The 24,823-nt window shown below is 70.0% G+C and carries 21 protein-coding genes; 14 read left to right on the top strand and 7 right to left on the bottom strand.

Annotated features, from left to right (window positions below):
- Positions 1–34: 34 nt before the first annotated feature.
- Positions 35–4,837, bottom strand: a complete 4,803-nt coding sequence (locus tag I7X43_RS01700) for an NAD-glutamate dehydrogenase (RefSeq protein WP_198099157.1) — start codon at positions 4,835–4,837, stop codon at positions 35–37.
- Positions 4,838–5,121: 284 nt separating this feature from the next.
- Here I7X43_RS01700 and I7X43_RS01695 point away from each other — a divergent pair, with 284 nt between their 5' ends.
- From I7X43_RS01695 to I7X43_RS01660, 8 genes are all read left to right on the top strand, one after another.
- Complete coding sequence (locus I7X43_RS01695) at positions 5,122–5,295, top strand: hypothetical protein (RefSeq protein WP_198099156.1); 174 nt, start codon at positions 5,122–5,124, stop codon at positions 5,293–5,295.
- Positions 5,296–5,324: 29 nt separating this feature from the next.
- Positions 5,325–5,687 (top strand): PDZ domain-containing protein, encoded by a 363-nt coding sequence (locus I7X43_RS01690; protein ID WP_198099155.1) that lies wholly within the window; start codon positions 5,325–5,327, stop codon positions 5,685–5,687.
- Positions 5,684–6,694: an alpha/beta hydrolase family protein gene (locus tag I7X43_RS01685; RefSeq protein ID WP_198099154.1), complete on the top strand. Its 1,011-nt coding sequence runs from the start codon at positions 5,684–5,686 to the stop codon at positions 6,692–6,694. The genes I7X43_RS01690 and I7X43_RS01685 overlap by 4 nt, the downstream gene beginning before the upstream one ends.
- Positions 6,691–8,205, top strand: coding sequence for an amidohydrolase family protein (locus tag I7X43_RS01680; protein ID WP_198099153.1), 1,515 nt, complete (start codon positions 6,691–6,693; stop codon positions 8,203–8,205). Before I7X43_RS01685 ends, I7X43_RS01680 begins: the two co-directional genes overlap by 4 nt.
- Positions 8,202–9,434, top strand: coding sequence for a helix-turn-helix domain-containing protein (locus I7X43_RS01675; RefSeq protein WP_198099152.1), 1,233 nt, complete (start codon positions 8,202–8,204; stop codon positions 9,432–9,434). Before I7X43_RS01680 ends, I7X43_RS01675 begins: the two co-directional genes overlap by 4 nt.
- A gap of 35 nt (positions 9,435–9,469) precedes the next feature.
- Positions 9,470–10,621, top strand: coding sequence for an AraC family transcriptional regulator (locus I7X43_RS01670; protein WP_198099151.1), 1,152 nt, complete (start codon positions 9,470–9,472; stop codon positions 10,619–10,621).
- Positions 10,622–10,750: 129 nt separating this feature from the next.
- Entirely contained in the window at positions 10,751–11,776 is a 1,026-nt protein-coding gene (locus I7X43_RS01665; protein ID WP_198099150.1) for a CPBP family intramembrane glutamic endopeptidase, read from the top strand.
- 93 nt (positions 11,777–11,869) lie between these two features.
- A complete protein-coding gene (locus I7X43_RS01660) occupies positions 11,870–13,546 on the top strand; it encodes a S41 family peptidase (protein ID WP_198099149.1) in 1,677 nt (558 codons plus the stop codon).
- A gap of 44 nt (positions 13,547–13,590) precedes the next feature.
- Here I7X43_RS01660 and I7X43_RS01655 read toward each other — a convergent pair whose 3' ends face one another.
- From I7X43_RS01655 to I7X43_RS01640, 4 genes are all read right to left on the bottom strand, one after another.
- On the bottom strand, positions 13,591–14,898 hold the full coding sequence (locus I7X43_RS01655) for a S41 family peptidase (protein WP_198099148.1): 1,308 nt from the start codon (positions 14,896–14,898) through the stop codon (positions 13,591–13,593).
- Between the two features lie 65 nt (positions 14,899–14,963).
- On the bottom strand, positions 14,964–15,989 hold the full coding sequence (locus I7X43_RS01650) for an AraC family transcriptional regulator (RefSeq protein ID WP_198099147.1): 1,026 nt from the start codon (positions 15,987–15,989) through the stop codon (positions 14,964–14,966).
- A 34-nt stretch (positions 15,990–16,023) separates the two neighbouring features.
- Positions 16,024–16,530: a nuclear transport factor 2 family protein gene (locus I7X43_RS01645; RefSeq protein ID WP_198099146.1), complete on the bottom strand. Its 507-nt coding sequence runs from the start codon at positions 16,528–16,530 to the stop codon at positions 16,024–16,026.
- A 67-nt stretch (positions 16,531–16,597) separates the two neighbouring features.
- On the bottom strand, positions 16,598–17,611 hold the full coding sequence (locus tag I7X43_RS01640; protein ID WP_198099145.1) for a S41 family peptidase: 1,014 nt from the start codon (positions 17,609–17,611) through the stop codon (positions 16,598–16,600).
- Between the two features lie 126 nt (positions 17,612–17,737).
- Between I7X43_RS01640 and I7X43_RS01635 the strand changes: the two genes are divergently transcribed.
- The 4 genes from I7X43_RS01635 (at position 17,738) to I7X43_RS01620 (ending at position 21,993) form a co-directional block, all read left to right on the top strand.
- Complete coding sequence (locus I7X43_RS01635; RefSeq protein ID WP_198099144.1) at positions 17,738–18,913, top strand: sensor histidine kinase; 1,176 nt, start codon at positions 17,738–17,740, stop codon at positions 18,911–18,913.
- Positions 18,914–18,915: 2 nt separating this feature from the next.
- Positions 18,916–19,701, top strand: a complete 786-nt coding sequence (locus I7X43_RS01630) for a LytR/AlgR family response regulator transcription factor (RefSeq protein ID WP_198099143.1) — start codon at positions 18,916–18,918, stop codon at positions 19,699–19,701.
- Positions 19,702–19,789: 88 nt separating this feature from the next.
- Positions 19,790–20,833, top strand: a complete 1,044-nt coding sequence (locus I7X43_RS01625) for a S41 family peptidase (protein ID WP_198099142.1) — start codon at positions 19,790–19,792, stop codon at positions 20,831–20,833.
- A gap of 20 nt (positions 20,834–20,853) precedes the next feature.
- Complete coding sequence (locus I7X43_RS01620; RefSeq protein ID WP_198099141.1) at positions 20,854–21,993, top strand: RHS repeat domain-containing protein; 1,140 nt, start codon at positions 20,854–20,856, stop codon at positions 21,991–21,993.
- A 16-nt stretch (positions 21,994–22,009) separates the two neighbouring features.
- Here the strand turns inward: I7X43_RS01620 and I7X43_RS01615 are convergent, their stop codons facing one another.
- A complete protein-coding gene (locus tag I7X43_RS01615; RefSeq protein WP_198099140.1) occupies positions 22,010–22,534 on the bottom strand; it encodes a GNAT family N-acetyltransferase in 525 nt (174 codons plus the stop codon).
- 43 nt (positions 22,535–22,577) lie between these two features.
- On the opposite strand from I7X43_RS01615, the gene pyrF reads away from it, so the two are divergent.
- Entirely contained in the window at positions 22,578–23,411 is an 834-nt protein-coding gene (gene pyrF, locus I7X43_RS01610; protein ID WP_198099139.1) for an orotidine-5'-phosphate decarboxylase, read from the top strand.
- Positions 23,412–23,535: 124 nt separating this feature from the next.
- Positions 23,536–24,264: a dienelactone hydrolase family protein gene (locus I7X43_RS01605; protein WP_198099138.1), complete on the top strand. Its 729-nt coding sequence runs from the start codon at positions 23,536–23,538 to the stop codon at positions 24,262–24,264.
- 16 nt (positions 24,265–24,280) lie between these two features.
- Here I7X43_RS01605 and I7X43_RS01600 read toward each other — a convergent pair whose 3' ends face one another.
- Complete coding sequence (locus I7X43_RS01600) at positions 24,281–24,715, bottom strand: VOC family protein (RefSeq protein ID WP_198099137.1); 435 nt, start codon at positions 24,713–24,715, stop codon at positions 24,281–24,283.
- Between the last annotated feature and the right edge of the window lie 108 nt (positions 24,716–24,823).

Raw genomic sequence — 24,823 nt, 5'->3', positions numbered from 1 at the left:
GTTCTTGGCTGCAACCTGCGCCGCGGCGCTGCGCTCAAACGAGGTTGCGCAACTCCCGCATCGCCACGGACAGCATCGCCAGATCCGCCTGCCGCGTTTCCGTCAAGTCGGCGAGCAGACGCTGTGCACGCTCCAGCGTGGCAGCGTTGAGCTGCTGCCAGCGCGTGAGCATGTCGTCCAGCGAGCCGCTGCCGCTGGCCAGCACGTCTTGCGAGAGCTGGCGCTGCAGGCTGGCGAGGTCGTCCGCCAACGCGCTCTTGGCGCGGCTCTGCCAGTAGCTGCTGGCGGGCAGTTGCTCGATCAAGCCGGCAAGCCTTGAGAGGCCCAGCTGGCGCGCCACGGCTACGTGTACGGCGCTCACCTCGTCAAAGCCGCGCTGCACCGAATCGGCTACTTCGGCCACGTCTAGCGCCGAGAGCAGCGATTCGGCCGCCGCCACGCGGGCGGCCAGCGCAGCGGGCACTCCCGCAGCGATCCAGCGCTGGGCTGGCTCGCTGGTTTGCGCCTCGGGCGCCAAGCGGGCGGCCAGCGCGCTGACCGCCGGTTGCAGGCGCTCGATCGTGGGCTGTAGGGCTTCACTCAAGCGGCGCGAACGCAGGAACCAGGTGGTGGCGCGCGCGGTGAGCTGGCCTTCCTCGATCAGCAGCTCGGCCTGGATGGCATCGGGCACCTGGTTGTCCAGCGCCTCAACCTGCTGCCACAGCGGCACGTGGCCGAACACCTCGCGCGCCATCAGGTAGGCGCGCACCACCTGCGCGGGCTTGGCGCCCGTCATCTCCACCAGGCGGTGCACATAGGTGGCGCCGACGCGGTTGACCATGCTGTTCAGCACATGGGTGGCGATGATTTCGCGCTTCAGCGGGTGGCGCGGGATGTAGTGGCTCAGTTGCTCGCGCAACGGCGCCGGGAAGTAGCGCTGCAGCGCGGTGGCGACCCAGGGGTCCTCGGGCAGGTCGCTGTTCAGGATCTCGTCGAACAGCCACATCTTGCTGTAGGCCAGCAGCACCGCGCGTTCGGGCGTGGTGAGCTGGCCGCCGGCGGCCTTGCGCTCGGCAATCTCGTCCTCACTGGGCAGGAACTCGATGGCGCGGTTCAGGCGGCCGGCCTTTTCCAGGAAGCGCATGAAGCGCGCTTCTTGCTCCAGCAGTTCCTTGCCCAAGCGGTTGGTGACGGACAGCACCTGGGTCTGGAAGGTGTTGTCGCGCAGCACGAGCTGGGCGACCTCGTCGGTCATCTGCGCCAGCAGGGCATTGCGCTGCTTCTCAGTCATCTCGCCATCCGCCAGGGCCAAGCCGAGCAGGATCTTGATGTTGACCTCGTGGTCCGAGGTGTCGACGCCGGCCGAGTTGTCGATCGCGTCGGTGTTCAGGCGCACGCCCGCCTGTGCGGCCTCGATGCGACCGCGCTGGGTGAAGCCCAGGTTGCCGCCTTCGCCCACCACCTTGCAGCGAAGCTCACGGCCGTTGACGCGCAGCGCGTCGTTGGCGCGGTCGCCCACCTGGGCGTGGCTCTCGCTGCTGGCTTTCACGTAGGTGCCGATGCCGCCGTTGTAGAGCAGGTCCACCGGGGCCTTCAAGAGCGCGTGCATCAGCTCCAGCGGCGTCAGGCGCTCGGCGTCAATGCCCAGCCGCTCGCGCACCTGGGGCGAGAGGGGGATGGACTTCTCGCTGCGCGACCAGATTCCACCGCCCTCGCTGATCAGCTGGGGGTTGTAGTCGGCCCAGGAGGACCGGGGCAGGGCGAACAGGCGCTGGCGCTCGGCGAACGAGGTGGCGCAGTCGGGGTTGGGGTCTAAGAAGATGTGGCGGTGGTCAAAGGCGGCCAGCAGCTGGATCTGGGTGGACAGCAGCATGCCATTGCCGAACACATCGCCCGACATGTCACCCACGCCCACCACGGTGAAAGGCTGGGTCTGGCAGTCGTGGCCCATTTCGCGGAAGGCGCGCTTGACCGACTCCCACGCGCCGCGGGCGGTGATGCCCATGGCCTTGTGGTCGTAGCCCACGCTGCCGCCGCTGGCAAAGGCGTCGCCAAGCCAGTGGCCGTACTCCAGACTCACGGCGTTGGCGTAGTCGCTGAAGGTGGCGGTGCCCTTGTCGGCCGCCACCACCAGGTAGGCGTCGTCCGGGTCGTGGCGGTGGATGTGCGGCGGCGGCACCACCTTGCCCCCGACCAGGTTGTCGGTCAGGTCCAAGAGGCCACGCAGATAGTTCTGGTAGCAGGCCACGCCTTCCTTCATGAAGGCCTCGCGGTCGTTCGCCGGGGGCGCCTTCTTCAGCACGAAGCCGCCCTTGGAGCCGACCGGCACGATGACGGTGTTCTTGACCATCTGCGCCTTCACCAGGCCCAGCACCTCGGTGCGGAAGTCCTCCAAGCGGTCGCTCCAGCGCAGGCCGCCGCGCGCCACCTTGCCGCCGCGCAGGTGCACGCCCTCGAAGCGCGGCGCGTAGACAAAGATCTCGAACAGCGGGCGCGGCTCGGGCAGGCCGGGCACGCGGGCGCAATCGAACTTGAAGCTGAGGAACTCGCGGCGCGGGCCGGCTTCACCACTGTGGCCCTTTCCGGTACGCCAGAAGTTGGTGCGCAGCGTGCACTGGATGAGCGCCAAGAGCTGGCGCAGCACGCGGTCTTCCGAGAGGCCGCTGACCTTTTCCAGCGCCAGCTCGATGGCGCGCACCTGCGAGGCCTCGCCCTCCGGGTTGGCATTAACCGGGTCAAAGCGCAGCTTGAACAGCTGCACCAGCATGCGCGCGATCGGCGCATGCGTGCCCAAGGTGGCCTCGATGGTGGCCTGGCTCAGGGCAAAGCCGATCTGCTTGCAGTACTTGGCGTAGGCGCGCAGGATGACCACGTCTTCCGGCGGCAACCCGGCGCGCAGCACCAGCTTGTTGAAGTCATCGTTCTCCACCTGGCCCGCGAAGACCTGGGTGAAGGCCTGCTCGAACAGCGGCGCCATGGTTTGCACGTCGATGTGATCGGGCACCTGAGCGCGCAGGTCGAAGTCGTGCACGGACACCCGGCCAGCGGCGATGCGGTGGTTGTGCTCACCCATCACGCGCACGCCCATGTGTTCGAGCATCGGAAGGCTGTCGGACAGCACCACCGCGCCACCCAGGCGGTAGACCTTGAAGCCCCATTGATCGGGCTCGGCCCCGAGCGGGCGGTACAGCGCCACGGCCACCGGGTTCTCTGGGCTCAGCTGCGCAAACTTGCGCACATCGGCGACGGCGGCGCGGGCGGAGACGCGGGCGCGGTAGTCGGCTGGGATGCTGCCCTCCCAGGCCTTGAACAGGGCCAGGCCGCGTGCCTCGCCCTCGGCCTCGACCAGGGCGTCGCGCAGCTGGTCGCTCCAGCGATGCGCAGCGGCGGCCAGCTTGGCCTCCAGGTCCTTGCGCTCATAGGGGGGAATGGCGCCCGGCGTGGTGCGCACATAGAAATGGATGCGCGCCAGCCCGGCCTCACCCAGCATCACCTCGAAATCGGCGCTGCTGCCGGCAAAGGCCGCGAGCAGGATGTCGTGGATGCGCATGCGCAGCTCGGTGCCAAAGCTCTCGCGCGGCACGTAGACCAGGCAGGAGATGAAGCGGTCGAAGGGGTCGCGGCGCAGGAACAGGCGCAGGCGCTGGCGGTCACCCAGCGCCAGGATGCCCATGGCGGTCTCGTACAGCTCGTCGTCAGTGCTTTGCAGCAGCTCGTCGCGCGGGTAGGTTTCCAGCGTGTGGGCCAGCGCCTTGGCGCGGTGCGAGCCCTTGGGGTAGCCGGCGCGGCGGGCAATGGCCTCCACCTTGCCGCGGATCAGCGGCGTCTCGGCCACCCGGGCCATGTAGGCGGTGGAGGTGTAGAGGCCCAAGAAGCGGTGCTCGCCCACCACCTCGCCGGCGGCGTTGTAGCGCTTCACGCCCACGTAGTCGGTGTAACCGGGGCGGTGCACGGTGCTGCGCTTGTTGGCCTTGGTGACCACGAGGACCGGCAGCGGCGCGCGCGCCAGCGCTTTGGCTCCGCTGGGCAGCACGGCGAAACTGGCCGAACGCAGCTCCTCGGCGGTTTCGCGCAACACGCCCAGGCCCGAGTTGGGGACCAGGTGCAGCACGGCCTCGTCGTTCTCGTTGCGCAGCTCATGCTGGCGGTAGCCCAGCAGGGTGAAGTGATCGTCGGCCAGCCAGTTCAGGAAGTCGCGGCTTTCGGCCACGGCGGCCGGGTCCACCGAGGCGGGCAGCTGATCCAGCTCGGCAATCGCTTCGCCCAGACGTGCCAGCATGGCCTTCCAGTCGCCCACCGAGGCGCGCACATCGGCCAGCACCGCCTCGATGCCCTGCACCAGCGCCTGGCGGTGCTCGACCTCCACGATGCGGTCCACCTGAATCTGCATCCAGCTCTCGCGCGGCAGCTCGCCGGCGTCCGCGGGGCGGGCGAGCTGGGTCAGGTTGCCAGCGCTATCGCGCGCCACGGCAAAGAGGGGGTGCACGATGAAGTGCAGCGTCAGGCCCTGGCGGTTGATCTCGACCGTGGTGGAGTCCACCAGGAAGGGCATGTCGTCATTGACGATTTCCAGCACCGAGTGGCGCGCGGCCCAGCCGTCTTCGCCCACGTTCGGATTGATCAGGCGCACTTTGGGAGTGCCCGGGGCCCGCTGTTGACCAAACTGCCAGTGCGACAACAGCGCGCCGGCCAAGTCCTCGGCGCTCTCTTGCGCGAGGTCGTCCGCATCAAACTGGCTCAGGCAATCCTGGGCGAACAGGCTGAACGCCGGGCGTCGCTCGGCACTCAATCGGGCCGTGGCAATGGCATCGATCTGGGACAGGCGTTCCGCCCGCAGGCTGCCGCTGGCTGCTTCCATGTGGGTCTCCTATTTGAGTGGGGGCATCCTAGTGCCGGGTGGCCCGCGCGGCCATGCCAGCAGCGAAACAGGTAATGCACCGGATGCAATCCCTTTGGGGTCGGTGGCGTTTTGGACACGGCAATCCGCCCCCGTCAAGGGCTGACCCCGTAGCGGTTCAACCCGGCCGCGCTTCACTTCGTCGCAGAACGCTGGCGCTGGGCGCAGGCGAGGGGCATGCTGCAGGACTTTCCGCGTGTCGGCCCGGCCGACAGTCTTCGACCCCTCTCCTGGGCATGTCCTGCATGAAGCGAATCGTCCTGTTCTACGCCATCGCCTTCACCGAAGACGGCCGGGTGGTGGCCGATCTGCAGGACCCCAGCGGCGCCTTCCCCAAGGTCACTGGCGTCACCGAGACGGCGGACCGGCTCTACCTGCACACCCTCAACCCGCGCGGCCTGGCCTGGCTGGCGCGCTGAAGTTTGTCCTCGACTGACCGGAGCACACCATGCCCATCCTCACCCGTCGTTTGGCCTTGATCGCCGCGTTGACTTTGCCCCTGGCCGCCTGGGCCCAGGCCCCCGGTTGGATCGGTCTGGAGACCGATGTGGCCGTCAGCGGCAGCTTCTTCAACGCCCGGGTCCAGACCATCACAGTCAAGGGCAGCAAGCCGGGCTCGCCGGCCGAACGCGCGGGGCTCAAGCCCGGCGAGCGGCTGCTGCAGGTGCAGCAAGTCGTGGTGGCTGGGGCCGAGCCCGATGCTGTGCGCGCGGCGCTGAAACTGCAAGTCGGCCAGACCCTGGCCCTGCGCGTGCGCGCCGTGGACGGCCAGGAGCGCACGCTCAGCCTGGTGGCCGAGGCCAAGCCATGAAGCGCGTTCTGCTCGCCGCCCTGGCCCTGGCCTGGGCATTCGGGGCGCAGGCCCAGGTGGGGGTGCGCGACCTGACGCTGCGCGCCGCCGATGGCCGCCCCGCGCCGGCCCGGCTCTGGTACCCCACGGCCAGCTCGAACCTGCAGCCTCAAGGCGCCACCCGCATCAGCGAACCCTGGCAGGCCGCGCCCGACGCGCCGCCGCTGCCGGGGGCTGCGCCCGCGCCGCTGATCCTGCTGCTGCACGGCACCGCCGGCCACCGCGACGGCCTGGGCTGGCTGGCCACGGCCTTGGCCCGTGAGGGCGCCTGGGTGCTGGCCGCCACCCACCCGGGCAGCGGGCCGGGGTCCAAACCGGCCGACATCCTGCGCCCCTGGACCCAGCCCGAGGATGCCCGCGCCTTTCTCGACCAGTTGCCTGCCCAGCCCTGGGCCCAGCACATCGACCCCTCGCGCCTCGCCGCCGTCGGCTATTCGCTCGGCGGCGCCAGCGTGCTGCAACTGGCCGGCGCGCGCATGGACCTGCAGCGCCTGGCCCCCTTCTGCGCCCAGCACGACACCGGCGCCTGCCGCTACTTCCGCCCCGCCTTCACCGCACTGGACGCCGAATGGCAAGCCCGCGCCGCGCGCCCGCAGCACGAGCCGCGCCTGCGCGCCGTGGTGGCCCTGGCGCCGGGTCTCACCGAAACCTTGGAGCCGAGCAGCCTGCGCGCCTTGCCCACCCCGCTGCTGCTGGTGAGCGCGGGGCAGGACGGCCAACTGCCCCCCGCGCTGCACGCCCGCCCGCTGCACGCCCAGCTGCCCGCCGGCACACGCCACTTAGAGATTGCCGATGCCGGTCACTTCATCTTCATGCCGCCCATGAAGCCCAATGCCTGCGCCGTGCTGGCCGAGGACGGCGAGGAATTCGTCTGCTGGGAAAGCCCGCAGATGCCGCGCGCCCAGGCCCATGCACTGCTGCTGCAGGAGCTGCAGGCCTTTCTGCGCGCCCAGGGAGTTTTGAAATGAAGCCCTGGTTCATCGGCGCCTGCCTGGCGTTCTGCCTGCTCAAGCCCAGCCCTGCCGCCGATTTGTTGATTCGCGACGTGCGCGTGCTCAGCCCCGGCGAGCCGGCACAAGCGCGGCGCGACGTGGAGATCACAGCCGGCCGCATCGCTGCCATCCACGCCCATGACCCCGCGCGCCACGCCGCGCGCGTCATCGACGGCGGCGGCCGCACCCTGGTGCCGGGGTTGATCGACAGCCATGTGCACCTGGCCAATGCCAGCGGCCTGCGCCGGCGCGACACCCCGCGCTTTGCCGAGCTCTACGCCGCCTACCAGGCCCAGCTGCCGCGCAGCTACTTGTTCCATGGCTTCACCACCGTGGTCGATCTGCAGGCGGACGCCGACACGGTGGCGCGCCTGCAGGCCACGGCCCTCGCCCCGCGCGTGCTGCACTGCGGCCCCGGCCTGCCGCTGGCGCGCGACTTCCAGGCTCTGGACTACCCGCCCGGCCAATTCCTGCAGGCCTACCCGAACTACCTGCACGACCGCCACACGCAAGCCCAGTTGCCCGCCGGTGAAGACCCGGCGCGCCATACACCGCAGGCCGTGGTGGCCGCGCTGGCCGCAGAGGGTGCGCGCTGCATCAAGCTGGTGTTCGAAGAAGCGCTGTGGTGGCCTGGGGCCGAGCCGCCGGACTTCGACCTGCCCTCGCTGGCCATCCTGCGCGAGGTGGTGGCCGCCGCGCGTGCGCGCCAGCTGCCGGTGCTGCTGCACGCCACCACGCCGAGCGGCCAGCAACTGGCACTGGACGCCGGTGTGGACGTGCTGGCCCATGGCCTGTGGGAGTGGCCGGGCGCCTGGAATGCCGCGCGGGCCCCCGCGGCGCTGAGCGAGCTGGCCCAGCGCGTGGCGCGCAGCGGCATCGCCCTGCAGCCCACCTTCCGCGTGCTGCGCAACGACGAGGCCTTTTACGAGCCCGCCTTCCTGGACGGCGAGTCCCTGCGCCGCGTGCTGCCGCCGGCCCTGATCCAGCACCTCAAGACCGACGCCCAAGGCCAGCGCGCGCTGGCCCACAACCGCCTGCGCCGCATCGCCCCCAAGGTGGGCCTGGCGGCCGACGCCGTGGCCAGCCCCGCGGCGCTGCAGGACTTCTTCCGCCGCTACAACGCCCGCTACGAAGCCCTGATCGGCGCCCAGGCCGCCGCCGGCCAGCGCCTGCTGTTCGGCTCCGACACCGCCACGGGCGGCCTCGGCTGGGGCCACCCGCCCGGTCTCAATGGGCGGCTGGAGATGGACGCCTGGCAGCGCGCCGGCATCCCGTTGGCCACTCTGTTCGAGGCCCTGACCCTGGGCAACGCCCGCGCCTTCGGGCTGGCGCAGGAACTTGGCCGCGTGCGCCCCGGCTGGCGCGCCGACTTGTTGCTGCTGGGGGCCGACCCGCTGCAGACCCTGCAGGCCTACGACCGCATCGAGTGGGTGATCCGCGACGGGCAGGCGATCCCGCGCGGCGCCTTGGCGGCAGACCGCCCATGATCGTGGCGCTCGGCTTCGCCGCCGCGCTGGCGCTGTGGATGGCGCTGAGCTTGGCCCTGCCCGCACCCAGCGGCCTGCGCACCGCCGCCAACCGCTGGCTGGCGGCCCTGCTGCTGGTGTTGGCCGCGGTCATCGGCGAGGCCCTGCTGCTGCACCAACCCAATGGGGCGCAGCGCTGGCCGCACGCCATGGCGGCCACCACCACCTTGCCCTTGCTGTTCGGCCCGCTGGTCTGGGCCTATCTACGCCGCCTGCTGGAGCCGGCGCAGGATCCGGCACAGGGCCCGGCGCATCCGCCGCTCTGGCACGGCCTGCCCTGGCTGCTGGCCCTGCTGGCCTGGGCGCCCTACTACCTGCAGCCGGCCGAGGCCAAGTTGGCGCAGTGGCGCCTTGCGGAGGGCATCAGCCCGGCCGTGCTGGCCTTTGCCCTCTTCAAGCTGCTGCACTTCGGCGCCTATGCCTGGGCCTGGGCCCGCTGGGTGCGCGCCCACCGCGCGGTCGCACCGGACGAGTTGCCGCTGCGCCATCTGTGGCGCCTGCTGCAGGCGCTCGGCCTGGGCGCCGGGGCCGTGGGCCTGCAGTTCGGCCTGGAGGCCTGGCGCGGCCAGGACTTCGCCTGGAACGCCGACCTCAGCGGCGCCGCCGTGCTGTCCCTGTTCGTGCTGGGCCTGGCCGCGCTGGCCCTGCGCGAGCCCCTGACCCACGCGCGCCTGCCGGCCCCGGAGGCCGCGGCCGAGCCTGAAGCAGCGGCACCTGCACCCGAAGCGGCGGCACCGGAGCCCGCCAAGTACGGCGAGCGCGCCTTGCCCAGCAGCACCCGCAGCGACTACTTGGCCCGCCTACAGACCTGCATGGACGAGGAGCAACCCTGGCGCGACGGCGAGCTGTTGTTGGACGACCTGGCCGCGCGCCTGGCGCTCACGCCCAAGGAACTCTCGCAACTCGTCAACGACACGCATGGCGCCCAGTTCCAGGACTTCCTGAACCGCCATCGCGTGGCCGAACTGCAGCGCCTGCTGCGCGACCCCGCCCGCGCTGGCCGGTCCATCCTGGCGCTCGGGCTGGAGGCGGGCTTCAACAGCAAGAGCGCCTTGAACCGGGCCTTCAAGCGGCATGCGGGGTGCACGCCGAGTGAGTGGGCCGGTGCCAATTGCGCGGCGTGTGGATCGGCAGCTGATGTCGAAGATGATCATGGTCCCATGAGGCACCCGAAGAAGCTCCCTGAATGAACTTGACACCGTATTCCGAAGGGCAGGCTTGACCGATGCAGCTGCCAGCGCTTTTGACCGCTGTGGGCGCCATCCAAGGGGGCGTGCTGGCTGCAGCCCTGATGGCCAAGCCCCGTGGCCCGCGCCGGGCCAATCGCTTCATGGCGGCCTTGCTGGGGGTGGTTGCGTTGGCGCTGCTGGGCGACTTTCTGCGTCTGGACGCGCAGTGGAGGCACTGGCCGGCCAGCTATGTGGCGCTGAGCAGCCTGCCCTTTCTGTTTGGCCCCTTGCTGCTGGCGTACGTGCAAGTACTCACCGGCAGCGCGGCGGCGTTGAAGGGGCGCCACCTGGGGCACGCACTGCCCTGGGTCGTCAACTTGGTGCTGTTGACGCCCTGGTTGATGCTCCCGGAGCCGCAATTGATCGAGCGGATTGGCGCCGGACTTGCAGCGCCGGCCGCTGGGGTGAATCTGTTGGCCCTGGGCAAGGCAATCAGCCTGCTGGCCTATACGGGCTGCGCCATGCTGCAGGTGCGCCGCTGGCAGAGGAGCCTGCGCGACCAGTTCTCCAACCTCGACCGCGTCAACCTGCGCTGGCTGAGCGGCTTGCTGGTGCTGTTCCTGGTGCTGGAGTGCGTGTTCCTGAGCTATTTGCTGGGGCTTTGGCCGCCCGGGAATCCGGTGGGGGCTGCCGATACCGCCATCAGCCTGCTGCTGACGCTGCTGGTGCTGGCCACCGGCGTGTTGGCCGTGCGGCAGCCGCAGGTCTTTTCCGCTGAGCCGAGCCTGGCCACCGAGCGCCCTGCTGAAGCAGCGGGGCCGCCCCGCGGCTTGCGCAACCTGCCCGCGGATCGCGTGCCGGCGTTGCGCGAACGCTTGCAGCGGCTGATGAGTGAACAGGCGCTGTATCGGGATCGCGAACTGTCGCTGCGCGGGTTGGCGCAAGCCTTGGGAGCCAGCCCCCACCAGGTTTCAGAGTTGCTCAACCAAGAATTGGGCTGCAATTTCTTCGATTTCATCAACGGGGAGCGGGTCGCTGCCGTGCAGCGCGGCCTGCGCGAACAGCCCGAAGCCACTGTCTTGGACTTGGCGCTGGAGGCCGGTTTCAACAACAAGTCGACCTTCAACAAGGCGTTTCGCCGCGTGGCCGGCTGCACCCCCACGGAGTGGAAGGCGGCCCAGGGAAACCGCCAAGTGGTTGATTTGTAAGGGGGTGGCCAGGGCGAAACGGCTCAGTCGATCGACTCTTACCCGCGCAGGGCAAGCTTCGGCCGAGGCGGTCGACGGCAAGAGGAGCCGGCGCCGAGGATGCGGAGACGTTTCCTTCCGAGTTCACCCATGTCACCTTCCGTTCCGTCTTCCGTGCGCGCCTGGCCGGCCTTGTTCGAGGTCCTGGCGCTTTCCCTGCTGGGGGGCCTGCTGGCCATGCTGCTGGCCGCCGCCTTTGGCGTGCGCCTGAGCAACCCCTTGGCCGCGCTGCAACCCAGCGCGTTGCCGGCCTCCTGGTTGCCGCTGGCCCAATCGCTGGCCCAGGTGCTCTTGTTTCAATATGGGGGCATTGCCTTGCTGGTGACCGCGATCTGGTGGCCGCGCGGCGACCTGCGGCAGCGCCGCCTGGGCCTGGGCTGCGCCGGCAAGCCGCTGCTGAAGCTGCTGAAGCTGGGGCTGCTGGCGGCGTGTTTGCTGGCCCCCTGGCATCTGGGCCTGCTGCTGGCGGATGCACAGTGGGACCTGGGCCCGACCGAGCCCTGGCGCCAGGCCCTGCTCGATGCACCCCAAACTTGGGATTTCTGGGTCCTGATGGCGGTGGCCAGCTACGGCCTGGTGCCTGTGCTGGAGGAAATCTTCTACCGCGGTGTATTGCAGGGCCGCTTGCAGCAGGTCATGCCTCCGGGGCTGGCCATCTTGCTGAGCAGCCTGCTCTTTGCGCTCAGCCACTCCCAGTACCACCAGCCCAATCTGTTGAATTTGGGCACCTTCGCGTTTCTTCTGGCGACCGCGCTGGTGCTCGGTGGCCTGTACTGGCGGACCGGCTCGCTGTGGCCGGGCATGCTCGCCCATGGCGTGATCAATTTGCCGGCACAGCACGGCGCCGCGGGGCTCATGGTCATGGCGCTGATGGTGGGTGTGGCGTGGTGGGGACGTCGCATCCTTGCCGATTGGGTGACGGAGCTGCTTTGGGTGCTGCACCCGCGCCGGCTCGGCAAGGCAGCGATCGCCCTGGCCTTGGCGACCCTGAGCTTTTCCCTCTTGAGTGCCTGGGCCGCCGGCATGGCCCTGCTGCTGGCCCTGGCGCTGCTGCCCGTGGGTTTGGGCTGGGATGCGTGGCTGCGCCGCGGGCGAAAAAACGCCGCCTCCAACTGAAATCCGTCCCAAAACCGGTTTCGCGTCGCCATTTCAGCGTCGTTTCCCCACAGTGCACCCCAACCGGGCACGGTGCCTGGACTGGAGAACACGATGCGAACCCTGAGCCTGCTGGCGGCCGCCTGGCTGCTGGCCGTCCCCGCCCTGGCCGCGCCCAGCCGGCTGGCCGATCAACTGGGCCGTGCCGACGCGGCCTTTGCGCAGTCTGATTGGGCGCAATACCGGGCGGTCTACGCCGAACTGGCCGCCGCCCACCCGGACAACGGCCTCTACGCCTACCGGCTGGGCCGGGCCGAGCGCAGCCTGGGGAACCGGGCCGCGGCGCGGGCGGCGTTCGAGCGCGCGGTGCAGTTGGGCACGCAGCAGGCGCGTGCCGAGCTGCATCTGGCGGCGCTGGCTGCGGAAGCGGGCGACGGCGCGGCGGCCGTGCGCTGGTTCGAGGCGGCCCGCGCCCACCACCTGGTGAATGCCGAGCAGGCCTTGCTGGGGGAGCCGGCCCTGGCCGCGCTGGCGCAGCAGCCGGCCTGGCGTGAGCGCCTGCTGCCGCGCTTGGCTGAAGGGGCCGATCGCCCGGCCCGCTGGGCGGCCGACTTGGACTTTCTGGCCCGCCGCCTGCCCGAAACGCATTGGCGTCTGGAGGCCCAGCTGCCGCGCGAACGCCTGCAGGCCGGCCTGCGGGCACTGAAAGCCGACGTGGCCAAGCTCGCCGACTGGCAGGTTCACCTGCGTCTGCAAACCCTGGTGCGCGAGGCCGGCTCGGGCCACACCAGCTTGGTACCGCCGATGCAGGGCGCGGGCGCCTTTCACCGCTTGCCGCTGCAGTTCGCCGCCTTTGCGGACGGCTGGCATGTGCAGGCCACTGCACCCGAGCACGCGCGGTGGCTGGGCGCCCGGCTGCTGAAGGTGGGCGAGGCCACGCCCGAGCAGGCGCTGGCGCGCCTGACCCCGCTGCTGCAGCACGACAGCGAGACCGGCCTGTTGCGCGTGGGTCAGCGCCTGATGGCGCTGACCGAGTACCTGGCCTTCGTGGGCCTGAGCGAGGCGCGCGACCAGGCCACCCTGCTGCTGCAACGCCCCGGCGCGGCGCCCGAGCGGGTCACGCTCCGCGGCCAGGCCTTGGACATGCCGGCCCTGCAGCAACTGGTGATGGCCCTTGAAGCCCCGGCCGGCTGGCTTGCGGCACGCCAGGGAGACGCCCCCTTGCACCTGAGCGAACCCGAGCAGCCCTTCTTGCTGCAAGCGCTGGACGGCGGGCGCGTGTACGCGCAACTGCGCCGCGTGAGCGACGGCCCGAGCGAGACCTTGGCTGCTTTTGCGCAGCGCCTGCAACAGGCGCTGCAGGGCGCCAGCGGTCTGGTGCTGGACCTGCGCCACAACAGCGGCGGCAACGGCGAGCTGCTGGAGCCCCTGCTGCAAGCGCTGATCCGCAGCCCGCAGCTCAGCGAACGCGGGCGCCTGCATGTGCTGACCAGCGGACGCACCTTTTCTGCCGCGGCTTTGTTGCTGGGCGACCTGGAGCGCCAGTTCCCCGGGCTGATCGTGGTGGGGGAGGCCAGCGGTGCCGGCCCGCACCATGTGGGCGAGGACAACCTGATCTTGCTGCCCAACACCGGCACTCTGGTGCTGGCGGCGAGCCGGGTGTTCGTGCGCAGCTTCAGCGACGACCGCCGCCGCAGCGTGGCGCCGCACCTGCAGGTGGCCGAGCGCTGGGCGGACTATCTGCAAGGGCGTGACGTGCTGCTGGAGGCGGCGCGCGCGGATGGGCAATGAGGCGTGCTAGGGCGCCCTAAGGTGGGCGAAGGCGCCCGTGCCGTTCAGGACCGCGGCTGGGCGGCCAGTTGCAGCGCCCGATCCAAGGCCTGCTCGCCGGGCACGGCCACATGGGGCTGCACCCCTTGGCCTTCCAGCCGTTGCCCGGCCGCGGTGACGTAGTCCGCGCTCGGCACCATGAGCTTGAAGCCGTCGGGCAGGTCCAGGAAGACACTGGCCAGCACGGCCCCTCGGGTGCGCTCGCCCACCAGCTGAGCGCGGCCACTGTCGCCCAGCCAGGCCGCCAGCAACTCGGCGGCGCTGGCGGTGCGGGCGTCGGTGAGCACCCAGACAGCGCCGGTGAAGGGCTGGGCCACGGGGCGATGACGCAAGGCGGTCAAGGCCTGGTCTCGAATTGCGGCCTGAAAACCCATCAAGCTGCGGTCTTGCAGGTCGGCGGCTTGGGCGCGGGCGGGGGTATCGGGCAACTCGCTGTGCTGGTTCCACCAGCGCGGGCCGATGAACACCCCCATCAAGGCTTCGGCCCCCCCCAACTGCGCGGCCACATCCAGGCCGCCGAATTCGCCCCCTTGGTTGCCCCGCAGGTCCAGGATGAGCTGCTGGGTCTTGAGGCCCGGCAGTTGCTCGAATGCGGTCGCAATTTGTTGACGGACGCTGGTGCCAATGAAGTGGCGCAAGCTCAGCAGGGCGACGCCGTGGCCCAGGGGCTTCAGCTCAACCGCTTGGGCTCCCGGGGGCAGCAGCCGGGCCAGGCTGTCCATCAGCGCCGGCGTGCTTTGGTTGGGGCGCCAAAAGCGGAAATGGGAGAACGCCTTGCCGTCCCATTGCCGGGCCAGACCGAGCAAGAAGGCGAGGTCATCTTGGGCGTTCTCGGCCACGCGGGCCACCTGCGCGGCGTAGTGTTGCCAACTGGGGTGCTGCAGGGCCGCCGGCCGGTACACCTGGCGTGTGGCGGTGTCCAGCATATGGGCGGCCAGCTGTGGGTAGGGCCGCAGGGCGCCCGGCGGGCTGGAAAACGTCACCGCCAGCGGCCCGCGCATGCTGCCGGCCTGAATTTCTCCGCGGCCGGTTTGACTATCGATTTGCAGGGGTTGGGGTGGGTTTTGTGCAAATTGCAATTCCCCGGCCAAGATATTGCCGCCCACGAGTTTTAGGCGCAGCATTCCCTCACTGCCGGCATGCCGCCCGACACAGAGTTCGGGGGTTTCGGCGCGCATTTCAAAACGGGCGTGAATATCCCCCCAGTTGGCACTGGTGAGCTGGAGCTGCCACGTGCCGTCGCAGGCCGGCGCGGCGTGCAGCAGGGGGGAGAAGAGCAGGCTGGCAAGCAGCCGGAAGCAGGGAAGTCGCATGGCGAGGGCCGGAGAGTTGCAAAGGCCCGGAGCATGCGTTCAGGTGGGGCGCTCGTCGTCTGGATTCATGTTTCCGGACCCTGAACTTGGGCGCGGTAGGCGCTGGGGCTGGTGCCCGTGTAGCGCTTGAAGGCTTCATTGAAGACGCTCTTGGAATTGAAACCGGCCTCCAATTGCAGGGTGAGCAGTTTGTCCCGCCGGCCTTGCGCCAATTGATCACACACCCATTCCACCCGCGCCCGGTTGACGAAATCACGGAAATGGGGCGCGGGCGCAAACTGCTGAATCCGCTGGGATAACTGGCGGGGGTTTTCTTGCCACAAGGTGGCCAACGCGGTCAGAGATAACTCGGGATCCAGAAAAGGTTTCTCCTGCTGCCAGCGCACGAGCAGGGTTTGCCAGCGCAGGCGTTCCTGGTCGCTCCCTTCAGGGGCGGGCGGCGGGGCGGGCGCCAAGGCTTGCAATTCTTCGACCCGGAGCGCCGAAATGCGCAAGGGCTGGCGCAAGCCCTGCCAGAGCAGCACGTACACGCAGCCCAGCAGCCCCGCCAAACTCAGCCCTTGCAGCGCCGCCGCTCCCGGCAGGTCCAGGGCGCGCAGCGGCAGGCGCAGCGCGTCCAACACCGCAATCCCGGCCAGCACCCAAAGCAGCGCCAGCAGCCAGCGCAGGTCGGCCCCCGCATGGGCCCGCAACTGCGCTGCTTGCTGGCGCTGGCGGTGCAGCGCCCACAGGGCTGCCGACCAGTACGCGAAAAATTGAAGCGCGGCCACCAGGGCCCAGGGCGGCTGCAGGCCCAGGCCCGCAGCCACGGGAGGCAAGGCAGCCGGCAGCAGGTGGACAGCCGCCGGTGCGCCCAGCGCCTGGGCGCGAACCAAGTGCCGCACCCACAACCAGAGCAGGGGCCCGTGCAAAAGGCCCAGAGACTGTGTGAGGCCCGTCAGCCCCAGCGCGGGCGCCGCCAGATTGGCGCCCATGTGCAAGGCCAGCACCCCCAGCCACGCTGCCAAGGGCAGCATGAGGCGTTGACTGAGCAACCAAGCGGCCAGTAAAAGGGACTGCACAGCCAGCAGCCCCATCAGGGAATCAATCATGAGCGGCGCAGGTTACCGCAGCGCCGCTCAGGCCTCAGCGCGCGGCGGCGGCCTGCCGGACTTGGCGCAGGGCGGTGGCAAACGGCTTGTAGTCCGCCGTGTCCAGGTGTTCCAGCACCTTGCCCTGGCGCACCTGCAGGCGCACCACAAAGGGCATGCGGGTGTCCACCACCGCGCCATCGGCCAAGCCCAGGCTCCATTCCAGTTCGCCCACGAACACCATGTGTTCGCCCGAGGCGAATTGGCTTTGGGGGTGGAAGCGCATGGCGCGGATGGCAGCGTAGGTTTCGCGGAACGCCTTCATCAACTCGGTCTTGCCCTGCTTACCCACGGCCCCGCCGAAGACCACATGGGCCGTGGCGTCGTCGAAGCGGATGTGCTCGTCCAGCAGCGGCTCCAGGCGGTCCCAGTCGCGGGCGATGTAGGCCTCGAAGTAGGGCCGGGCCACCGCTTCGGTTTGCGCCGAGCGCTCGGCGAGCGTCGGGCGGGGCGGCTGCGCCGGTGCAGCTGCCGGAGGGTTGGCCGCGGTCGCGGTACCCACCAGGGCAGTCAAAAAGAGGAGGGGAAGGAGCCCTCGAGGCAAGGGGGATTTCATGGGTTTCAGGCTTTCAAGGCTTAGGGATGGGAAACAGGGTGGTGAGGGCGACGGTCAAGGCGTCGGCGGCAGGTACCGCCAGGGTGGGGCGAATGCCTTGCCCTTCGATCCGACCGCTGTGCCACGCGTGGTAGTCCGCCACCGGCAGCATCAGGACCCAGTCGGTCCCCGGGACGTCGAAGGGTTTCTGGGTCAGCATTCGGCCGGCCGTGCGCTCGCCCACCACGCCCACGCGCTGGGCTCTGAGCAGGGCGTCGACGGCCATCTCGGCTGCGCTGGCGGTGCGCGGACTGGTCAGCACGGCCACCGGACCGGCGTAGTGCGGGGCCAGGGGCTCGAACTGAATGCGAGTGAAGGGCTGGGTCTGCACCGTCGTCCAGAAGCTCTGCAACGACCAACCCCGCCAAGCCGGTGCTGCGTCCAGGGCTTGCGCCTGCGGGGGCGAGTGAGTGCGCCGCGGCAAGAAGACGCCGGTGTCCAGCGGCTGATCAATCAGGTGCCCCACCAGGGGGCGAACGGCAAACGCGCCGCCGGGGTTTTCTCGCAGGTCCAGGATCAAGGCCCGGGCGGGGCGGGCCACGATGGCTCGGTAAGCCGCGCTGATGGCCTCTTGCGTGTCCCGCCCCATCAAGGTGTGGACGGCCAGCACCGCCACCTCGCCGTGCCAACTGAGTTGCACGGCGCTGGGACCCACGTTGAGCGCGTCTAGGTGCTGCGCCACGGCCTCGGCCGACCCGGGTTGGGGGAGCAGTTGCACATGCGAGAACGGGCCTTGGGTCGCCCACAGACGATTAAAGCCTTCGACAAAGGCCGCCCGATGGGGTGCCTGCGCGGCCAAGCGCTCCAGCGAACGCTTGAAAGCCGCCTGGCTGTCGTCGGTCCAGCGATCCGGGTCGTGGCTGTGGGTGCGCAGCAGGGTGTCAATGGCTTGCAGTGGACCCGTCCACCTGTCGGGCGGTGTGGCGTGGGCCTCGGGGGCCCACAGCGTGGACCCGCACAACAACAGGGTTCGAAGAAGACTGAGCATGGGGGCTCCCGTTAGGGTTCCCATGCTGGCGCGAGCCCGCCGCCTTGGGTGGGCTTTGGGACGAAGCCCCGTTGCCCTGCCACCAGCACCCGGGCGTGCCGGCGCGGGGCGGCCTACAGTCTGGCCATGCCTTCCCCCCCTTTGCCTCACGCCGCCGAGGTTTTGGCTTCGCAACCCCTGACCCGCCGCGGTGTCGCGCGGGCGGTGGGGGGAAGCCTGCTGTTTTGGAGCCTGGTGACGCTGGCGCTTGCCGTCAGCGCCGCGGTGGACCAGCAGCGGGCGGGGCGCGTGGTCACGGTGCTGGAGATGCTGGCCCGGTTTTGGCCCACCACGCTGCCCCAGATGGGGTTCACCGCCCTGATCGCCCTGGTGCTGCAGGCGCACCCCGAGGTGCTGGAGCGCCCGCGCCGCGTGTTGGCGGTGGCCGCGGTCGGAGTTCCGCTGTATTTGCTGATCGCCACGCCGCTGGTGGTGCTGATCCAAATGGCGCAGCAGGGCCAGCCGCTGGCGCGCTTTCCCGAGGCGCTGGGGCAATGGCCCGCCATAAATGTGTGGATTGATGCCATCAGCTCGTCGGGCGCCTTGGCCGCGCAACTGGGCTGGGCTTATTGGCGACAAACGCAGCGCCAGCAGCAGCTCATGCTGCAGACCCAGGCCGACAACCTGCGGCTGCGGCTGACTTTGCTGCAAGGCCAACTCGAGCCGCACTTTCTCTTCAACACCCTCAACAGCATCGCGGCCCTGGTGCGCGGCGCGGAGCGCACGGTGGCGCTGCAAGCCATCAGCCGGCTGTCCGACCTCTTGCGCTACGCCCTGCGCGCCAGCCAGCAGCGCTGGGTCAGCGTGGCCGACGAGTTGCGTTTTGTCGACGACTACGTGGCCCTGCAGCGACTGCGCTTTGGCGATGCGCTGCGCTGGGATGCGCGCGTGGAAGGCCCGGACTGGGCCCGCTGGGCTTGCCCGCCGCTGCTGCTGCAGCCCTTGGTGGAAAACGCCGTGCGCTACGGGCTGGAAGCGGCGGAGCCCGGCGAGCACGCCGACTTGAGTCTGGTCGTGCGCCCCGAGGGCCGCACCCTGGTGCTGTGGCTCAGCAACCCGCGCCCCGCCGAGGCCCAGCTGATGCGGGGCCACGGCCTGGGGCTGGCCAAGACGCGCGAGCGCTTGCAGGTGCTCTACGGGGACCGTGCGCGCATCGAGACGGAGGCCAGCTCGCAGCGCTTTGAGCTGTGCCTGCGCTTGCCGCTCGAAGACTTGGACGCCGCCCTGGACGCGGTGGCCGGCCCCGAACCGGAGCGGGGCTGAGCATGCCCCGCGTGTTGATCGTCGACGACGAGGCCCTGGCGCGCAGCAATTTGCAGTGGGCGCTGGCCGAGCGGCCGGCCTGGCAGGTTTGTGGGCTGGCCGCCAGTGCGGCCGAGGCCCGCGTGCTGATGGTGCAGCGCCCCCCCGATGTGGTGCTGCTGGACATCCAGATGCCGCGCCAGCATGGCCTGTCCTTCGCCGCCGAACTGGCGGCCCTGCCGGAGCCGCCGCTGGTGATCTTTGTGACCGCGCACGACGAGCATGCGCTGGCGGCGTTTGAGGTGCACGCCTTGGACTACCTGCTCAAGCCCGTGGACGACGAGCGGCTGGACCAGGCCCTGGCGCGGGCTGAAGCCCTGCTGCTTCAGCGTCAGCAGGCCCTGCAGGCCGAGAGCCTGGCCGCCTTTGTGCGCGAACAAGCCGCCCCCGCCGGGTCTGGCGCGCCCCCGGCGCTCAGCCAACTGGTGGTGCGTTCGGTGGGCGAGCTGGTGCGGGTGGCGGTGGCGGACGTGCGCTGGCTGCGCTCGGCCGGCAATTACGTGGAACTGCATCTGGCCGACGGGCGGCAGCTCTTGCACCGGGCAACCTTGAGCGCGCTGGAGGCCCGGCTGGCACCTGGCGACTTTCTGCGCCTGCACCGCACGGCCCTGGTGCGGCCGGGCGAGATCACGCGCCTCACGGTCGAAGGCGATGGCGTCTACAGCGCCCACTTGACGGACGGCCACACCGTGCCCGTGAGCGAACGGCACGTGGCGGCGGTGCGGGCGCTGTTTGAGCCCGGCGGCTGATTGCACCGCGTCGGGGTTTCGTCCCTGACTTCCGAGGGGGCCGGCCCCAGGCTTCGAGACTGACGCCGCGTTCCCTCTCGGAGTTCCCATGTTGTTTTCTTCTCGTGTCCGCGCCTTGGCTCTGGTGGGCCTGTTCAGCGCCGGCGCTGCCCAGGCCCAGGCCCTGGATGCCGCCACCCGCGCCGCTACTGAAAAAGCCGCGCTGGCGGCGCTGCAGCAGCATTACGTGTTGCCCGACCGGCTGGCCGATTTGCCGCAGCGGCTGAACGCGCAGCGCGCGCGGCTGGAGGCCGCAACCGATGCGCCGGCCTACGCCCGAGCCCTGGGCCAGTTGCTGGCGGAACTGACGAACGACCGTCACGTCAACGTGGCCTACAGCGCCGAGCCCCTGCCCGCCGTGGTGGCGGCCACCGCGTCCAGCCCGGAAGAGGAGCGGCGCCGCCACCGGTTTGTGAACCAGGGGGTGACGAAGGTGGAGCGCCTGCCGGGCAACCTGGGCTACCTGGACCTGCGCGTCTTCAGCGAAAAGGGCGATGCCGCACCCAAGCTGGCCGCGGCCATGACCCTGCTGGCCGACACCGAGGCCCTGATCATCGACCTGCGCCACAACGGGGGCGGGCGGCCGGAGACGGTGGCCTACCTGTCCAGCTTCTTCTTCAAAGACCGCACGCACTTGAACGACATGGTGTGGCGCACCCCGCGCGGCGAGGAGCGGGATTCCTTCTTCACAGAGCCGGTGGCGCTGCATTACGACAAGCCGGTGTGGCTGCTGATCTCGCCGCGCAGCTTCTCCGCGGCCGAGGGCTTTGCCTACAACCTGCAGCAGCTCAAGCGCGTGCAGATTGCCGGTCAGCCCAGTGGTGGCGGCGCGCACCCGGGCGGCATGCACCGCCTTGGCGCGCACTTCAGCCTGTTTGTGCCGAGCGGTCGCTCGGTCAACCCCAAGACCGGCACCAACTGGGAAGGCGTGGGTGTGCAGCCCGATGTGTTGCTGCCCCCCGCCGACGACGCGCTGCGCGTGGTGCAGCTGCGCCTGCTGGAGGCCCAGAAGGCCCAGATCCAAGACCCGCGCCTGTTGCGCGGCCTCGAAGCCCGTCTGCAAGAGCTGCAGGCTGCCGCGCCGAAATCCTGAACCGATCCCCTCGAATCGCCATGAACTTCAAACGCCCCGTTCTCTTCTTGCTCTGCGCGCTGGCCCTGGCAAGCGGCGCCTCGGCCGAGCGCCTGCAGTACCACCGCCACCTGGTGTTCCGCGAGTCGCCGATGGAAGACCTGCGCGGTCGCCACGAGATCAGCGCCGAGCAAGCCAAGACCACGCTGCACCACCGCTTCCGCTACGACGACCAGGGCCGCCTGACCGAGGTGCGCCGCGCGGTGGGCGACACGGTCACGCGCAACCCTGGCAGCTTTGAAGGCTTCTTCTGGTGGGCGCCCCAGGTGCGCATCGAATACCTGCCGGGCAGGGAGATCCGCAGTTTCTACAACGAAGCCGGCGACCGCATCGCGGCCCACGGGCCGGTGTGGCGCATGGAGTTCACGCTCGATGCCCAGGGCCGCCGCAGCACGCTGCACTACTTCGACAAGGACGGCCAGCCCGTGGAGGGTCAGTGGGGTGCGCACCGTTACACCTGGGAGTACCCGGAGCCCGGCGTGGTGATCGAGACGCGCCACAAACTCAATGGCGACTCGGCGCCGTTGCGCCCAAACTTCCTGTTCCATCGGGTGCGCCTGGAGTTCGGCCACGACGACCTGCTGGACACGATGCTCAACATCGACGCCCAGGGTCAGTTGGTGGCCACCAACTCGGGCTCGGCCGTGGATCGCATCGTCTACGACCCCTGGGGGAGCTTCGTTCGCTGGCAGGTCTACGACACCCAGCGCCGCCCCAAGAACGGCAACGACCCGATGGTGGCCACGGGCGAGCATGTGTACGACGGCCTGGGCCAGGCCATCATGCTGCGCGGCTTTGGCGAGCAGGGCGAGGACCGTGCCCTGGACGGCACCAGCGGCCCCACGACCTACGCGTACGACGCGCACGGCAACCAGACGCGCCAGCAGCTCCGCAACATGAAGGGCGAGCTGGACTTCGAGGTGCGGCTCAGCTACAGCGCGGAGGGCAGCCGGCTGGAGTGGGTGCGCTATTTCGACGGCCAGGGCAAACCCAGCTCGCCCCCGGGTCTGCCGCCGGCGCTGGCCGGCATGGTGGCGCAGCAGTTGCAGTACGACGCGCGCGGACTGCGCACCGCGCCCATCCGCTATGGCGCCGACGGAAAGCCCTTGCCGGCCCGCTGAGTGGGGGCTGGCGGGGTCAGCCCGCCGCAGCTCGCCAGCGCCAATGCTGCGTCGGCCCGTCGGGGTTCCCGGGGCTGTGGGGCTGCAGGTGCTCGGCGACAAAGCCCAGGTCCTGCAGCAGGCGGTTGCTGGCGTGGTTGCTGGGCGAGGTGATGGCCAGCAGCTCCCGCAGGCCCAGTTGGCGCGGGGCGTACTCCAGGCAGGCGCGGGCGGCCTCGCGGGCATAGCCCTGGCCCCCGTGGCGGGTAAGGAAGCCGTAGCCCAGGTCGGGCAGGGGCAGGCTGTCGCGCTTGAAGATGCCGCACATCCCCAGCGGTTCGCCATCCAGGCGGCGCTCCACCAGCCAAAAGCCGTGGCCGTGTGTTTGGTAGGGGGTGATCAGACGATCCTGAACCCAGGCTTGGGCGGCCTCGCGGGTGCGCACGCCGGCGTCGCGAATGCCGGCGATCCAGGCCGGTTCGTTGATGAGGCCGAGCACGAAGTCCGCGTCCTCCAGGGCGAAGTGGCGCAGGTGCAGTCGGGGGGTGCTCAGAACTCGCATGGGGCGGGACAATAGCCCACCTGGACTTTCCCCGCCGCTGCGCATGCCCACTTTCTTCGACCGCCTCCAAGCCGCCATTCAAGCCCGAGATTCCCTGCTGTGCGTGGGGCTGGACCCCGATCCCGCCAAATTCCCCGGCGATTGGCAGGGCGATGCGCGGCGCATTGCGGACTTTTGCTGCGCGGTGGTCGATGCCACGGTGGACCTCGCCGCGGCCTTCAAGCCGCAAATCGCGTACTTCGCCGCCGCCGCGGCCGAGGACCAGCTGCAGCGCGTCATCGACCACATCCGCGCCAAGGCCCCGGACATGCCCATCGTGCTGGACGCCAAGCGCGGCGACATCGGCGCTACGGCCACGCTCTACGCCAAGGAGGCGTTCGAGCGCTACGGCGCGGACGCAGTGACGCTCTCGCCCTACATGGGCTTTGACACCATCGAGCCTTACCTGGACTACACCGACCGCGGCGTCTTCGTGCTGTGCCGCACCAGCAATGCCGGTGGTGACGACTGGCAGATGCAGCGCCTGGCGGACGTGGACGGGCAGCCGCGACTCTTTGAAGAATTGGCGCGCCGGGCCCAGCACGAGTGGACGCGCATTCCCGGCCAGATCGGCCTCGTCGTGGGGGCCACCTACCCGCGCGAGATCGAACGCGTGCGCGAGCTCGCACCCACGCTGCCGCTGCTAATCCCGGGCGTGGGGGCCCAGGGCGGGGACGCCGAGGCGACGGTGCGGGCGGGCTGGCGGGCCGAGGCGCCCATCCTCGTGAACAGCTCGCGCGCCGTCCTGTACGCCGGTCGCACGGTGGCCGAGGTGGGCCCCGCCGCGCGCGCGGTGGCCGAGGCCACGCGGGCCCAGTTGCAGGCGGCGCGAGGCTGAGCCCATGCAGCGGCGGCCGCTGATCGCCTGGGCTGGTCTTGATTCGTTTGATTAACCCCTTGCTGCCCCCCGAGACTCCGCTGCATCGCTCGGAACTCTGGTGGGGCGATGACCTGAGAAAACCGTGAACGCTCCGTTGCCTCCCCATGCTGCCTTGACCCTGCCGGCCTCCGGGCCGGTGGACCTGCTCTTCCTGCTCATGCACGGCGCTGGCGCCGATGGCCAGCAGATGCAGGGTCTGGCCCAGGCGCTGACCGCGGCCTACCCCCAGGCGGCGGTGGTCTGTCTGGACGCGCCGCTGGCGCTGCCGAGTGAGGCGGTGCGCGGCTTCCGGTGGTACGAGGAGGCCCCGGGCGCGGCGCCGGAACTGGCCGCCCTGGCCGCCATCCCGCCCCTGCTGGAAACGGTGCGGCGCTGGCAGGCGCATTTCCACCTGGAGTGGCCCAGGGTGGCACTGGCCGGCTTCTCGCAAGGGGGCACGCTGGCGCTGGAGGCGGTGATGAGCACGCCCCAGTTGGCAGGCCGGGTGCTCAGCTTTGGGGCGGCGCCGCTGGCGCGGCCGCGTCAGGCCCCCGAGGGTGTGTGCCTGCACCTGTTGCATGGTCTGCAGGACGAGGTCGTGCCCTACCGCCACGTGGTGGATGCCGCCCAGACTTGGGTGGCGCTGGGCGCCGACATCACCGCCGACGTGGTGCCGGGTGTGGGCCACGCCCTGGATGAGCGCCTGATCACCAAGGCCTTGCACCAGTTGCGCACCTTCATCCCGGCCCGCCTGTGGCGCGAGGCGGCGGTGACCGCCGCCGAGATGGACCAGGCCGACCAGGAGGCGCTGGGGCGCGGCAAGCCGCACTGACGGTTCTCGGGCGGGCTTACCAGCTCCCCGTGTTGGGCATCGAGGCCCAGGGCTCGGCCGGGGGCAGGGCTGGGCCGTTTTGCAGCAGCTCGATCGAGATCTGGTCGGGCGAGCGCACGAAGGCCATGCGGCCGTCGCGCGGCGGCCGCAGGATCGTCACCCCCGCCGCTTGCAGCCGGGTGCACAGGGCGTAGAGGTCGTCCACGCTGTACGCAATGTGGCCGAAGTTGCGGGCGCTGCCGTAGTCCTCAACGTGGCCGTTCTCATCGGGCCAGTTGTAGGTCAATTCCACTTGAGCAGCCTCGTCCCCTGGCGCGGCCAGGTAGACCAGGGTGAAGCGGCCGGCCGCATGCTCGCTGCGGCGCACCTCGTGCAGGCCCAGGGCGTCGACATAAAAGCGCAGCGAGGCGTCGAGGTCGCGCACGCGCACCATGGTGTGCAGGTATTTCATGTTGGGCATGGGAAAGGGGAGGCCTGCATTGTGTCCAGGGAAACCCGCCCCCGGGGTTGAGGGGGCAAGGGCGGCCCTGCCGGGCTTGAGACCTGTCTACGATGGACT

It is taken from the genome of Inhella gelatinilytica (assembly GCF_016093295.1).
Lineage (GTDB): Bacteria > Pseudomonadota > Gammaproteobacteria > Burkholderiales > Burkholderiaceae_C > Inhella > Inhella gelatinilytica.
Note: the sequence above shows the minus strand (reverse complement) of the source record. Positions and strands in the feature narration are given on the sequence as shown.